Raw genomic sequence first — 14,402 nt, forward strand, 5'->3', positions numbered from 1 at the left:
CAATCAAAAACCTCAACTTGATGTTGAGGTTTTTTTTAATATAAGTGAAGATATAGAGCAATCTGACGTGATCATCAATGTTTCTGTAGCCCTGGAAATGGCGGTATACAATATGCGTTGGTCCAAAGGTGAATGGTAGTTTTGACTGTTGGCATTATATAGGATTACATGTTGAAATTCACGCCCTTTGGCCAAATGAATAGGCATCACGGAAATCTGCGTTTGCAAAGTAACGCCATCGAGTTTATTTCTCAACAGTGCCGCTTCAGTTTCAGATTTTGTCAGAATCGTAAGTGGAACTTTTCGGTCTTTTATTTGTTTGATGAGTGCATCATCAGGTAAATAGTCGAGAAAAGATACTTCATGCCCCAGTGGACGAACAGCAGAGATCTTAATAGGAATGTTTTTGGTCTGCAATTTTGCAAAAAGCGCCGTGATGGTCCCGCTTGAACGATAACTTGTGGACAAATCATATCTATAGAGAGGCAAACCAGCTTGGATGAATAGATCCCTTATTTCGTCGAAGGGCGTTGATGTTTGGAATATTGCTTGATTTTCGTCCCCCACTAATGTAAAAGCAGCATGTGGAAAGAGTAAAAGCAAAAAATCGATTTGTGCTGGCGTATAATCCTGCACTTCATCTATCAATAGGTAGCTTAACTTAGGCACATCGATTTTTTGGACAAACAAATGTTTTATGATCAAGTAGAAAATCTGATGATCAGTATCAGAATGTTGGCTTGCTGTTGTCAATGGATAGTGACTGTATTGCCTAAATAAGTCTGCTGCAAATGATTGGTGATCGAACCAGCTTAAATCGTCGATTGCACAGTCGACCATGTTATATTTTCTCTTCAAGAGGGCATACGCTGCTTGCCGAATAGTGGTTACTTGCTCATCTGCAATCAGTCTACCCAACATTTTTTGCTGCTGTTCTTCCGTGAGCGCAAGTACTTGATCATAAATCTGGCTTTTTTTGGCATTTTTTTCTAAGCGTCTATGCCACAGGCTGATCAATTTTTGTTTAACGCCTTGCAAACGTTCTTGAATCGAATACTTTTCTGGCGTTGTTCGGTAGAGAGCTTCCAGTGTTGCGCGAGAAAAAATAACCTTGTCTTTATAACAAATGGGCAAAAAGGTCACCTTTTGCTCTCCAGCTGGTTTGACAGCATGGCCTTTTAAATAAGAGATAAAGTCATGCTGACGGAGCACTTGGCTTTCTTTTGATGGCACTTGTTGCCTATTTGCGAAAAAATTGGTTTCATTTTCTGCAGAAAAATCAGATAGCTGGTCAATCAATTGATTGAGCGTCAGTGTTCGTGGATTTTTTTCGCCTAATGCCGGCAGTACTTGAGAGATATATTGTGTGAAATCTTTGTTAGGTGATAAAATCATGAAATTGTCTGCAGTTATCTGTTGGCGATAATGGTAAAGCAAGAAAGCAACTCTTTGCATAGCAACGGAAGTTTTGCCACTACCGGCAACCCCGTGAACGAGGATATGTCGATGCATTGTGTCTCGAATGATTTTGTTCTGTTCTTTTTGGATAGAAGCTGTAATGTCTTTCATTTCTTGTGCATGATCAGAGGCCAGTGCGGCTAAGAGCACATCATCTTGAATCGCAGTAGTGGTGTCGAACATCTGTATCAACTGTTGATGATCGATCATAAATTGCCATCGCTTGTTGACAAAAACCTTCAACTGTTGATCATTGACAGTGTAGGACGCAGGGCCTAGATTGTTTTCATAAAAAACAGCGGCAATCGGGGAACGCCAATCATAGATCAAACCGTTTTTTTGTTCATCTGTAAAGCCATTGACACCGATATAAAATGCTTCATCCGTTGTTTCTTCCGTGAAACGCATAGACAATTTACCAAAGTAGGGACTTTTTAATAATCTTTCCACCGCAGCCAATTCTTTTTCTGCTGCAGCAAGGGATAGATTCATTTGGTCAATTTCGCGGTTCTTACTTTCAATGGCGGCATATGTGTCTAAGCTGTCAGTCACACTATCAAAATTCAATCGAACATCTGTCCCAGCATGTCGCAAATCCTGTAGGTGTGCTGCTCTTCGTTCAGTTAAAAATCGCGCCAATTTGTCCTTACGTGCAAGTAACTGTCGATAAATGATTGATAGATGTTTTTGTTCTTCGCTTAGCTGATTCATAGATGCACATCCCTTAATAGAAGTAAGGTTCATTATACGAGGATCAAGCAAAAATACCAGTCTGTTTTTTCGTTTCTTTGTATAGTATAATGAATATAGAGAGAATGACATATTGTTGTGGGGTTCTCTTTTATGATCGATGAAAATATTTATCCGTTGATACAAGCCAAGTGATGCTTGTTTTTTTTATAGAAACTGAGAAATGATTGAATCAAAATAGAATCAAACCCATTCGGTATGCAGACGCTTTAGGCATATTGAATGGGTTATTTATGTATATGATCCGCATATGCAATTGTCCTCCGTAGTTCATTAAATGTATTTTTGGCATTTCATGTTACACTGATGAAAAAGAATAGGAGAACATTTAAGATGATAACCACCGATCGATTTTTTCATGTCAACGGACAATCTCGGGGCTTTTTTGAAGGTTGGTATTTTAAACACCAAGTGGGCACGCAAGTGTATGCCTTGATTCCGGGAATTTCGATTGACGACACGGGCGAAAAACATGCCTTTATCCAAGTCATCAGCCAAGCATCCTCTCATTATTTTTCTTTCCCTGCCGAGGAGTTGAAGGTAGATGAAGAGGCGCAACAAATAGTGATCGGTGCCAATCTGTTCAGTATGAGTGGGGTACAAATCGCCTTGAAAAGCGATGAACTGACGATAGAAGGCAGCTTAAGGTATCACAACTTATTTCCTATCCAGCGATCTAGATATGCACCTAGTATAATGGGCCCTTTTTCCTATTTATCTTTTATGGAATGTTACCATGGAATCTTAAGTATGGCACATACTATCTCAGGTGTTGTCACATGGAATGGCAGAGAGATTGATTTCGCAGGTGGTAAGGGTTATATCGAAAAAGACTGGGGGACTTCGTTTCCTTCAGCCTATTTATGGGTGCAATGTAATCAATTCACAAGTGATGACATTCGTTTCTTTTTTTCTGCGGCAGATATTCCCTTTTTAGGGCTGGCCTTTTTGGGTTTGATCTGTGTCTTGCAGATCGGCAATAAAGAGTACCGTTTTGCTACTTATTATGGTGGGAAAATAACGGATATCATGAGAAATGAAGATCGTTTGACTATTCATCTCGTGCAAAAAAACCAACAAGTAACGATTGAAATAGCAACAAAAACCGGGCATGCGCTGCAAGCACCTGCTAGTGGGAAGATGAGTCGTATCATTAGAGAAAGTGCCAGCACGACCATGCAGCTTACAGTCAGAGAAAACGGGCGAGAAATCCTATCAGAAAAAGGCAATATGGCAGGATTTGAAGAAGTGGGGAATTTGCGCGGCTTTCATTATTGAGTAGGAGATCACGAGCCACAGCACCACATGCAGGTGATGATTTGCTATAATAAGTGTGAAAGAATTAAATGCAAGAACAATCTGGAGGCAATCAATGGAAAAAATAACGAATGAATCACTATTTGATTTAAAAAGCGTTGCACAACCAGTCGTTGTTGAAGATGAAGTTTTTTTTATTGAAACGACGATCGATGAAAAGAGCAACCAATACCAAAGCGATATTTTTAGTATCCAAACGCAAACCAACACGTTGCGCCAATGGGGAACGCAAGGACACCAACACGATCAGTTGAAGGTATCACCAAATCAACAATGGCTAAGTTTTGTATCCAAAGAGGAAGCGAGCGAAGCCACTACCTTGTGGATCATGTCCCTCGCGGGTGGAAAAGCCCAAGCCATCGTTAGTGAAAAAGGCGTACAACAATATTTTTGGTCGGGGGATTCTTCGCGTCTCTATTATCAACAAACAAGTACAACCAAAGAACAAGATGAACAAGAAACAAAAGAAAAAGACCAGTCACTTTTTCCTGATGTCAAATCAACCAATAAAGTCGATTATTTGGCAGACGGTGTGGGCTTTTTAAAAGAAAAAGAAGTGGCTATTTATCAAATCGATATCTATAAAAAAACATCAGAATTGGTTTACACGCAAAAAGATCCTTTTGAGTTTGTGGCCCTGTCAGATGAAGGAGATTATCTTTACATCAGCGGCAAATCGGTGCCAGAGGATGAGTGGCATTATGGTTCGATGATTTACCAAGTAGAAACAGCGACTCGATCGGTAACGAGTATGGCTGACTACTTACCTGAAGGTTCTTATTCTTTTGCAGCATTGCGAGACAAGCATTTGCTGGTATTGGGCAACGATTTGACGTATGGGTTTGTTACGCTGGATGATGTTTTTCTGATTGATTTAACCCAAAAGACAGCTGTCAATCTTTCTGAAGAATTAGACAAAGCTTTTGGTCACGCGATCATCAGTGATTTTCAACAAAAAAATAAAGGACCTAAGTTTTATTGGTTGGATGATGAAACCTTTCTCGCACCAGTGACGGAATCAGGTAAATTAACCTTGTATCGAGGAACAATCAAGGGCCAATGGGAACGGGTATTCAATCAATCAGTTGATATTTTAGATACTACGCAGCCAATGAAGAACAAAATGATCGTTACTTATTCGACACCAGTGGTGCCAAGTCGCTTAGGGGTGATCGATTTAGGCAGTGGAAAGATCGATTCTCTTTACGATCCTAATGCAAAAGCCGTGGCAACGTTAAACATCAGCAAACCTGAAGCGTTTTATTATCAAGGAGCTGATGACTGGCAGATTCAAGGCTGGTATTTACCGCCGATCGAACCTGTTGATTATCATCCGGCCATTTTGTATATCCATGGTGGGCCGCAAGTATGTTATGGTGAAACGTTCTTCCATGAAATGCAAGTGCATGCGGCGAATGGCTATGGGGTGATTTTGCTTAATCCCAGAGGCGGTCAAGGGTATGGACAATCCTTTGTCAAAGCCATTTTAGGGGATTATGGAAACAAAGATTTCCAGGATCTGATGTTAGGTCTAGATGCAGTTTTGGCAAAACATTCAGAAATCGATACAAAAAAAGTGCATGTAGTTGGCGGAAGTTATGGTGGTTTTATGACCAATTGGGTTGTCGGGCATACCGATCGCTTTGCTTCAGCCGTGACACAACGCTCCATCTCGAATTGGCTCAGTTTTTATGGAACTAGCGATATTGGCCCATTCTTCGTGAAGTATCAACTATTGCGGGAATTAGCGGAAGCTGACCAACTATGGGCTTTGTCACCGCTTGCTTATGTCGACCAAGTCAAAACGCCAACCTTGGTGTTGCACGGGGAAGAGGATTTGCGTTGCCCACAAGAGCAAGGGCAACAGTTTTATATGGCATTGAAACGTCATGGAGTGGATACAAAATTCATGTTATTTCCTAAATCATCTCATGGTCTTTCTCGTAATGGGTTGCCGCATTTAAGAATCAAACGCATCAAAGCTGTGAGTGATTGGTTAAAAGACCACGAATGATTTTGAGAAATGAATGAATTTCATAGCGTGCAGACAAGAAAAAACATCTGATCCTAGCGGTTCAGATGTTTTTTTAATCCTCCAAGGGGACAAAATTTCTGATGAAAACATAAGAACCATCGTTCATATGAGAACAACTTCACTTGTTAAATAACAAAAAAATGAATTAAATGCTTGTCCTAAGAAAAAAAGTGTGCTATGATTCAAAACGTAATTATTACAGTTTGCATCAATTTGAGTAAGTAACAGTCTGTGGAAGGAGCAACTAGATGCGTAACCATATTATCTTAGAATGCGTTGAAACTGGGGAAAGACTTTATTTAACAAGTAAAAATCAGCGCAACACACCAGAACGTTTAGAATTAAAAAAATATTCTCCCAAGTTAAGACGGAAAGCCGTTTTTCGGGAAATCAAAAAATAGAAAGGAGTATTTTAGATGGCCAAAAAATCTAAAATTGCAAAATATAACAAACAAGTGCAACTTGTTGAACAGTATCGCGAACAACGCATGGCATTAAAAGCGGCAAAAGATTATGCAGGTTTAGCAAAATTGCCAAAAGATGCCAATCCGAATCGTTTGAAGAAACGGGATATGATCGATGGACGTCCGCGGGGATACATGAATAAATTCGGTATGTCACGGGTCAATTTCCGTAAACATGCGCATTTGGGACAAATTCCTGGCGTCAAAAAAGCCAGCTGGTAATCATCAATCGATAGGGAGGACACCTCATGGAAAAAACAGACTTGTCTAGTGCTTATCGGCGGCTAAAAAGCCCCAATATCAAAACCAGAAAACGGGCACTGAAAATCATTCATGATTTTAAACGAAACAAAAAGAAAAGCAATTAACGAAGAGCACCCATAGAAAGTAGGAAAGCAAATGGCAGTTCCAGCAAGAAAAACATCAAAAGCAAAGAAAAACAAACGACGGACCCATGACAAAATCGCAAGTCCAACTATTTCATTCGATGGTTCAACCGGTAGCTATAAACGCAGCCATCATGTATCATTGAAAGAGTACAAAGAACAACATCCAATCACAACGAAATAGCGATTTCGTTTCATCAACCAGAGAAAGCAGGGTGAACATGCAAATCATCTATCCATCACTTATCGAAGAAGCCTATCATCATAGCAAAAAGTTTAATCCAGCCATTACCAAAGAAGAGATTTATCGTCATTTCTACCAGGCAGGCTTGATCCAAGAAAATGGTGAGCCAACTGAAGCTGCTTTGTCTGAAGGATATGTGAAAGATTATACCGAAGACTGGGATCTTGATTTTGCAGCATTTTTGGCAATATACCCTGTTTTTGAAAAATTTGATCCAAAGCATTTCAAAAAAATCGATCACTTTTGGGAAATGGATTTGACGCTGCAAGAAAAAATTCTTGATCAATGGGAACACGAAGCGTTCACCGAAGAAGAAACCATCGATTTAATGGCCTTTTTTGAAGACCGGTTGTCTTCGGAGGCGTCCTAATATGGACAGAAAGAGGCGTGTTCAATGAAACAGACGATGCAGGGATTTTTCCGCTTATTGAAGCCTTATGATTATCTGATTATCTTATTATTGATCGTGGGCTCATTCTTGCCGTTTGTCTTGTTTGAAACTCAAGCCCAAAGCCAGACCGGTGATCGTTATGCAATCGTGCGGATCAATGGACAAGAAGTGGATCGTTATAATTTAGAGGAGACAACAAGCCTCGAGAAAACCTATTACCCTGCAAAAGGGCAATACAACATTGTTGAGATCAGCAATGGCCGCATCCGTGTCAAAGAGGACAATAGCCCTGATCAGATTGCTGTTAAAACAGGATGGATCGCAAAGAATGGACAAACAAGTATTTGCTTGCCGCATAAATTGGTGATCGAGATCAAGCAATCTGGTGCAGAGGATTATTTGATCTATTGATTTGCCTCGATGAACGACTATTTTTATAAAACTGATATAGATTGAAGGAACGAACCCATGAAGAAATTTACATCTGTTGCACTGCTATTATTTTCAACTAGCTTATTTGCTGCTTGCGGCACACAGGACTCAGCTTCCTCATCTGACAGCACAACAAGTGATGAGGCTATCGATGTCGTCACAACTTTCTATCCAATGTATGAATTTACCAAAGCTGTTGTTGGGGATGAAGGGGACGTTGAATTATTGATCCCTGCTGGAAATGAACCCCATGAATATGAACCAAGTGCGCAAGACATGACAAAAATCAGTGATGCTGATGCCTTTGTATACAATAGTGATGCTTTAGAAAAATGGGCAGCCAATGGGTTAGACACAGTAGATACAGATAAGACTAAAGTGATTCAAGCTGCTGAAGGGATTACTTTGTCTGAAAGTGATGCCGCTAGTGAAGAAGCCGGTGAGCTTGATCCCCACGTTTGGTTGGATCCAGTCTTGGCTGAGAAAGAAGTAGAAACGATCGCCACAGGATTAGCAGATAAATTCCCAGACAAAGCGGAAACATTTGAAAAAAATGCTGATGCGTATATCGCAAAATTGGCTGATCTAGACCAAGAATATCAAGATGCCTTCAAAGATGCGACCCAACGTTCATTCGTGACACAACATGCTGCTTTTGGCTACTTAGCCAAAGAATACGGATTGAACCAAGAAGCTATTTCAGGTCTTTCTCCTGAAGAAGAACCTAGTGCAGCACGCCTGGCTGAACTAAAAACATTTGTTGAAGACAATCATTTATCTATCATTTATTTTGAAGAAACAGCTTCATCCAAAGTCGCTGAAACATTGGCTGATGAAACTGGTGTAGATACGGAAGTACTAAGTCCGATCGAAGGTATCACACAATCTGATATGGACAATGGTGTGACTTATCTTTCGATTATGGAAGATAACTTGAAGAGTTTGGAGAAAACAGTGAAATAATTATTATAATGAAATTTTAAATCGACCGATATAAGTTAGAAAGTAACAACTAACTTATATCGGTCGATTTATTTTGTATTTGAGATGAAGTTTTCTTATATCCAAAAAAAAGTTAATATTTTTGTTGATATCTCTCAAATAATATATTATGATTAATACTCAAATATAAATTAATTTATATTTGAGTATTTTTTATATTGTAATGAAAGAGGTGAACTAATGGATACTTTAGTAAAAGTTAAAGCTTTCTCAAAAGTTAAGATGTCTACAGAAACAAGAGTAATGTCATCTAACTCAAGTCAGATGGCCTAATAACGAGAAAAGTCAGGGTAATTAGTCATCATAACTACCCTGACTTTTTATTAATATTTTTAACAGGTGAAGGGAAATTGTCATGGATAATAAAAGATATATACTAAATGATACTTTATTAGTATTTAAAAATGAACAAGGGTTAGTTTTATCTTTGCCCGAAGAAAATAGTTTTGTTATTGATCAAAACATTGATGCTTTTATTTTTTTATTAAATCAGTTTTTTTTGCCGAATTCTTTTGAACAAGCGTTTGAAAATGCGATTGATAATGGGATTGATTTTAAGGATGTAGAAGAAGAGACACAGTGCTTCCTAATAAAAGAAAATTTGATAAAATCTTTTTTTGTTCCAAAAGAAATAGAGACTTCGTTGACTAATAAACAGTTAACAAAATATGATCGACAAATACGTCATTTTTCATCTAAAAATGGACAAAATTTCAAGACTGCTATAAGAATGCAAGAGTCTATTTGTCAAGCTCATGTGATGATAATTGGTGTAGGCGGAATTGGTTCTTATTTGAGTAGTGGGCTAGCGTTGTTAGGCGTTAAAGAACTTACACTTATTGATTTTGATAATATCGAGCTAAGTAATACTTCTAGGCAAATATTGTATACAGAAAATGACCTGGGGAAAGACAAGCTAAGCGTAGCAAAACAAAAGTTGTTGGACTATAATCCAGAGTTGAAAATAAATTGCTACAATATCAACATTAAAGACGAAACATCACTAGAATCTGTTTCTACAGATGGAGTATCAATGCTATCTCTTTGTGCAGATAAACCTTTGTTAGAAATACACTATATAATTGATAGTTTTTGCCAAAAGCGAAATATACCATGGATTATGGGAGGACCATTTTCACAAGGACGAGTAAGTTTAGGACCAATCATAATACCGAGAAAGACAGCAAGCTATACAGATATGGTTAAAAAAAGCCATATTATTGATGATGATATTAGTAGAATCAACTCTAGAAGAATTTCTGCAATTATTGATTCAGATAATTCTTTAGCAGCCAAGATGCAGGAAGTGGAGATTATCAAATATTTAACTAAGTACCAAGAAGTTTCTGTTTTAGGAAAACAGTTCATCATTGATACTGCTACGTGGAATATAGAGGAAATTTGTCTATGCGATTAAAAATAGAAGAAATTCTGAATGAATTACAAGAATCTAACCAAGACGAAACATTAGCGAATATTCTACAATATATATCTAGTAATAGTGAGATAGAATTTTATAAGGGTTTATTGCCAGATGATTCAGCAGTTCAAAATCCATATAAACAACTAATTGATGAATTTAAAGTTTCATATATTCAAGGGGATGAAGTTGATTTTATAGAGTTTCTTAAATTACAAGAAACTGACTATGCGCAATATATTAACTATCTGGAAGTACCTAAGGATGAAGTGCCTAAAGGCAAATTTATAGAAGCTGAAGGATTCGTTGGGAGAGAAAAAGAGTTAAAATTATTAGATATCTTTTTAAATAGAGAAATTAAGAAAAATGTTCTAATAGTTGGAGATCCAGGTGTAGGGAAAACATCGTTAGTAAATTATTACTCTGGTGTTTCTAATAAGAAAATTCGTGAGATCCGATTTTCAGCTATACTATCTGGAACAAAATATCGAGGAGAGTTTGAAGAAAAGCTTACGAATGAAATTAAGCAAGCTGTATCTTTGAGGGAGACATTATTTATTGATGAAGCGCACGTATTAATTAATGCTGGAGGTACAGAAGGTGGCATCTCAGCAGCAAATATTTTAAAACCGTTCTTAACAGATAGAAATTTTGTGATGATTGGTGCAACAACGTTAGATGAGTATGAATTATTTCTAAAAGATAAAGCATTTGAAAGAAGATTTAACTTTTTATTTTTGGATGAAATTACTGAGAACGAACTATTTTCAATATTTCTTAATCATATGAGAACTAAAGAGTTAAGGAATCAGTCTTTTTTTGAAAAAATAATAAAGATGTTAGATGATTATTTGCCAGCTAGAAACTACCCAGATAAATTAGTTGACTTTGTAGATTTTTTTAATTCTGCATGTTCGTATGAAGATTACGACTCTAATCAAGTCATTGAATTATTTATCTCTTCAATTCCTTTAAGAGAGAGGGGAGGGAGAAATAATGTTGCTTAAAATGCGGCTTACACAGGAAAACATTTATTTATTCAGTAATTTTCTGTTTAATTTAGGGAGAGTACTTCCCCATGCAGTATTAACAATCATTTTACTAAATAAGGGCTTGAATCTATCTGAAATATCATTAATCCAAAGTATGTTTATGGTAGCAGTACTAATATCCGAATTTCCTTCAGGTATATTGGCAGATCGATTTTCAGTAAAGATCATGTACCAACTTGCACTCATATTTATAGCTATTTCATATTTAATGGTGTATTTGACAAGTAATTTTTATCTTCTATGTATTTCTTGGGGAATATATGGATTGTCTGCAGCTAGTATGAGCGGAACTTTAGATAGCTATTTTGTGAAATTGTATAGAAATGACGAAGACGATATTAAGCCTTTTGTAGTAAAAAAAAATAGTAGCATGATGTATAGTGCGTTGTTTGGAGGATTATTTGGAAGTGTACTTTACAATGTAATCAATACAAATATATATGTAGTTTCAATAGTTTTTTTTATAATTGCATTAATACAAGTAACATTGGGTATTAGTGTTCAAATAGACGAACATAGCAATGAGCAAGTCTTAAGTGACTTTATTAAAACCGCAGTTTTGGATTTAAGAAACAATAGAAATCTAGGTCTAGTGGTGATCCAGTTAGTACTCTTTCAAGTGATTACTCAGTTGTATTTCCAATATTGGCAAGTACTATTCTTAGATCGGAGCTTTGATAGCACCAGTTTTGGCGTTATTTATGTTGTAATGCAATTAGTTGCAATTTTAAGTAATCGTTTTTTTTCAAAACTAAAATATTCTTTAAAATCCGAAGCGTATATGATTATCATGATGACATTATTGTTTTCGTCTTCAATAGTTACAACGAAGTTACCTTTTTTAATAACAATTTTTTTATTTCAGGTGCCATTTAATATTTATACGAATCAATTAAATTTAGACGTCCAGAGGTTAGTTAGCAAAGATAAAATTTCAAGTTCAGTTTCTTTAGTTGGGACACTATGTATGGTCTCGTCCATAGTAATTTTGTGGATTTTTGCTGTTTTATTGAAATTTTTTTCGATAGATAGTTTGATATTAGCTACTATAGTATTTTTTTTCGTAACGTCTATTATTGTGTTGAAGTTTAAAAGTAAAAATTATTAGAAATCACATTTTTGATGAATTTACGACAATTGATATATTATTAAAATATTTATATAAAAGAAGCCTTTATATTTAATAAAGGCTTCTTTTATAGTATTATACATATGTTGCATTACCATAAGGTATAAAACAATAAATAAAAGTTGATAGAATCAAGTCCATAGAAATATCCTCCTCGTTTTTATAAAATATTTTATATATGTATTATAATTCATTTTATTTATTAAGTCTAGAAAGAGTTGAGAAAATGATCAAAATAGATGGTAAAAAAATTCGAGAAGTACGAAAAATGAAAAAAATATCTCAAATTGATTTGGCAGAGGGAATATGTAAACAAGCAACTATTAGCAATCTTGAAAGAAAAAATTATTGTAGTAGTATTAATATTTTATCTGAAATCTGCACAAGGCTGGACATAACTCTTGAGGAGGTAATAATTAATCCGGAGACGGGAAAGTTAAAAGAGGTTTTAGCTGAAGTTGAAAAACTTTGTTCGATTGGTAAACATAAAGAAGCCTTTGATCTGATAGATGAACAGACACCTTCTATTAGTGAATTGAAAAAAAATCAACTTTTTTCGAAATTTTTTTACTATAAAGGGATCACAAATTTACTAGGAAAAAATGAAATAGAGAGAAGTGTTCTTGATTTTCAAAAAATAATTAATTATCCAGGGTCAGAAATGATATATCGAGTTCTTGCTATTAATAGTATTGGTATAGCATTCTCTATGAAAGGAGACAACATATTGGCAAACGAATATCATAGAGAATCTATAGGTATGATGAAAAATCTAGAAAATCCACCGTTGCGATTAAGTAGAGTATACTATAACAGCGCAAAGTTTTTTTCTTCTCAAAAACAATATTCAGAAGCACTCGATTTAGTAGACAAAGGAATAGAAATTAATAAGCGTCATAAATCTATGGATATTTTGGATTTTTTACTTTATGAGAGAGCATATAATAAATTTAAATTATCCGCTGGAAAAGATATGGAGGACTATAAGATTGCTTCAGTAGTTGCAACTCTGAATGATAACACTCATTTATTAAAAGTAATTCAGTCAGACTTAGAGAGAGAATCTAAGGGAATATCTTTATAAGTATTCAAATAATGTAAACAAAAAATAATCTGATTTGAGTGTATCAAATCAGATTATTTTTGTTTACGGATTATTCTATGGAACGCTTACAACAAAACAAGTATAGTTCATTGACTTTTTTAATAAAATCGAATAAATAACGGCTTCATAACACACAAAAGGTGGCGAAGTATTACTGTATATTCTTTTTGAGCAGTATAATATAACAAATAATTTAAAACGAAATGTAATATGCTAAAAAAATTTATAATAGATAATATCAATATTAAAAACATTTTTCTAAAACAATTTTTTTATCTATTCTCAGTATACCGATAATCACTTGGCGAAATGCCCACCTTGCTTTTAAACAGGCGACTGAAATAAGCCGTATTGTCGATGCCGATCGCCAAAGAAATTTCTTTGATCGGCATTTTTGAATACCGCAGCAAATCTTTAGAATAAGAGATCCGCTTGCTGATTTGATAATCGATGGGTGGCACCCCGATGTATTTAGAAAACTCTTTGACCAACTGATATTTATTGCGGTGGAAGGTCTCTTCCAGACGCTCCAACGTGATCGCTTGTCGGAATTCCTCATCGATCAGTGCCCGCATGGCCAAAACATAATCCGGAATATCCGTTGAAGAAAAGTCTTGCCGATACTTTTGCAGCAAGAGTTCGTTCAGTAATTGGTGGATAAAAATAGAACTTTGGAAAGCCGTTTTTGCATTCGGTTCTTGTTGTAAAGTCAGTAAATCTTGCATATACAAATGGATTGGGTTTTGGACCACTCCTTTTTGTGTTGTCCGAAAGGTATGACTGCCATTTTTGACAAATTCCTCATAAAAAGCACGGGTGTTGCTGCCATAAATATGGATCCAATCCATCTCCCAGGGTTCATGACTGATCGTCTTATAATACTGGTATTCCTTGCAATCGATAAAAAAGACATCGCCGGCTTCGATCACAGTCCGTTTGCCTTGATAAAACAGCTCCCCCTTTCCTGAAAGTGTGTACTTTATCAGGTAGGAAGGCAAGTTTTCCCGCTCGGTGAAATAAGGTTTCTGGGCTTTGAAATAACCAATTTCTTGAATATAGTAAAAAAGTTCTCGCTGTTTTTGTGTCGATGTATTGATGTACCGCAATGAATCGGTCGACCAAGAATGGTTCGCTTTTTCCCAATAATCCATTAGATTCTCCTTTGGCCAAGATAGTATAAGCTAATATCAAAATTGTGTGATGTAAAACCTATTTTG

General features: G+C 36.2%; 15 protein-coding genes. 13 read left to right on the forward strand and 2 right to left on the reverse strand.

All coding sequences use genetic code 11. The features are described from left to right. Positions 1-12 precede the first annotated feature (12 nt). A complete protein-coding gene (locus IGI41_RS03170; protein WP_430611280.1) occupies positions 13-2,169 on the reverse strand; it encodes a HelD family protein in 2,157 nt (718 codons plus the stop codon). 372 nt (positions 2,170-2,541) lie between these two features. Here IGI41_RS03170 and IGI41_RS03175 point away from each other — a divergent pair, with 372 nt between their 5' ends. The 13 genes from IGI41_RS03175 to IGI41_RS03235 all read left to right on the forward strand — a co-directional run bounded on the left by IGI41_RS03175 (position 2,542) and on the right by IGI41_RS03235 (position 13,164). Continuing rightward, positions 2,542-3,486 (forward strand): tocopherol cyclase family protein, encoded by a 945-nt coding sequence (locus IGI41_RS03175; protein ID WP_430611281.1) that lies wholly within the window; start codon positions 2,542-2,544, stop codon positions 3,484-3,486. 94 nt (positions 3,487-3,580) lie between these two features. Next, on the forward strand, positions 3,581-5,539 hold the full coding sequence (locus IGI41_RS03180; protein WP_430611282.1) for a S9 family peptidase: 1,959 nt from the start codon (positions 3,581-3,583) through the stop codon (positions 5,537-5,539). Between the two features lie 269 nt (positions 5,540-5,808). Continuing rightward, entirely contained in the window at positions 5,809-5,961 is a 153-nt protein-coding gene (gene rpmG / locus IGI41_RS03185; RefSeq protein WP_430611283.1) for a 50S ribosomal protein L33, read from the forward strand. Positions 5,962-5,976: 15 nt separating this feature from the next. Further along, positions 5,977-6,246 (forward strand): 30S ribosomal protein S14, encoded by a 270-nt coding sequence (gene rpsN, locus IGI41_RS03190; RefSeq protein WP_430611284.1) that lies wholly within the window; start codon positions 5,977-5,979, stop codon positions 6,244-6,246. Between the two features lie 26 nt (positions 6,247-6,272). Further along, on the forward strand, positions 6,273-6,392 hold the full coding sequence (locus IGI41_RS03195) for a putative metal homeostasis protein (protein ID WP_086273675.1): 120 nt from the start codon (positions 6,273-6,275) through the stop codon (positions 6,390-6,392). 31 nt (positions 6,393-6,423) lie between these two features. Further along, entirely contained in the window at positions 6,424-6,594 is a 171-nt protein-coding gene (gene rpmF, locus IGI41_RS03200; RefSeq protein ID WP_430611285.1) for a 50S ribosomal protein L32, read from the forward strand. A 37-nt stretch (positions 6,595-6,631) separates the two neighbouring features. Continuing rightward, entirely contained in the window at positions 6,632-7,024 is a 393-nt protein-coding gene (locus IGI41_RS03205) for a hypothetical protein (protein ID WP_430611286.1), read from the forward strand. Positions 7,025-7,048: 24 nt separating this feature from the next. Next, positions 7,049-7,456 carry a NusG domain II-containing protein gene (locus tag IGI41_RS03210; protein WP_430611287.1) on the forward strand — a complete coding sequence of 136 codons (408 nt, stop codon included), beginning with the start codon at positions 7,049-7,051 and terminating at the stop codon, positions 7,454-7,456. Between the two features lie 57 nt (positions 7,457-7,513). Continuing rightward, positions 7,514-8,440 carry a metal ABC transporter substrate-binding protein gene (locus IGI41_RS03215; protein WP_430611288.1) on the forward strand — a complete coding sequence of 309 codons (927 nt, stop codon included), beginning with the start codon at positions 7,514-7,516 and terminating at the stop codon, positions 8,438-8,440. Positions 8,441-8,834: 394 nt separating this feature from the next. Then, positions 8,835-9,896 (forward strand): ThiF family adenylyltransferase, encoded by a 1,062-nt coding sequence (locus tag IGI41_RS03220; RefSeq protein ID WP_430611289.1) that lies wholly within the window; start codon positions 8,835-8,837, stop codon positions 9,894-9,896. After that, positions 9,887-10,906: an AAA family ATPase gene (locus IGI41_RS03225; protein ID WP_430611290.1), complete on the forward strand. Its 1,020-nt coding sequence runs from the start codon at positions 9,887-9,889 to the stop codon at positions 10,904-10,906. The genes IGI41_RS03220 and IGI41_RS03225 overlap by 10 nt, the downstream gene beginning before the upstream one ends. Then, a complete protein-coding gene (locus tag IGI41_RS03230) occupies positions 10,896-12,059 on the forward strand; it encodes an MFS transporter (protein WP_430611291.1) in 1,164 nt (387 codons plus the stop codon). The genes IGI41_RS03225 and IGI41_RS03230 overlap by 11 nt, the downstream gene beginning before the upstream one ends. Before the next feature lie 247 nt (positions 12,060-12,306). Continuing rightward, positions 12,307-13,164: a helix-turn-helix domain-containing protein gene (locus tag IGI41_RS03235; RefSeq protein WP_430611292.1), complete on the forward strand. Its 858-nt coding sequence runs from the start codon at positions 12,307-12,309 to the stop codon at positions 13,162-13,164. A gap of 293 nt (positions 13,165-13,457) precedes the next feature. On the opposite strand, the gene IGI41_RS03240 is transcribed toward IGI41_RS03235, so the two are convergent. After that, entirely contained in the window at positions 13,458-14,336 is an 879-nt protein-coding gene (locus tag IGI41_RS03240; RefSeq protein WP_430611293.1) for an AraC family transcriptional regulator, read from the reverse strand. Positions 14,337-14,402: the final 66 nt, after the last annotated feature.

Origin of the sequence: Enterococcus sp. DIV0876 (genome assembly GCF_050529585.1) — a bacterium.
In the GTDB taxonomy this organism is placed as follows: domain Bacteria; phylum Bacillota; class Bacilli; order Lactobacillales; family Enterococcaceae; genus Enterococcus_D.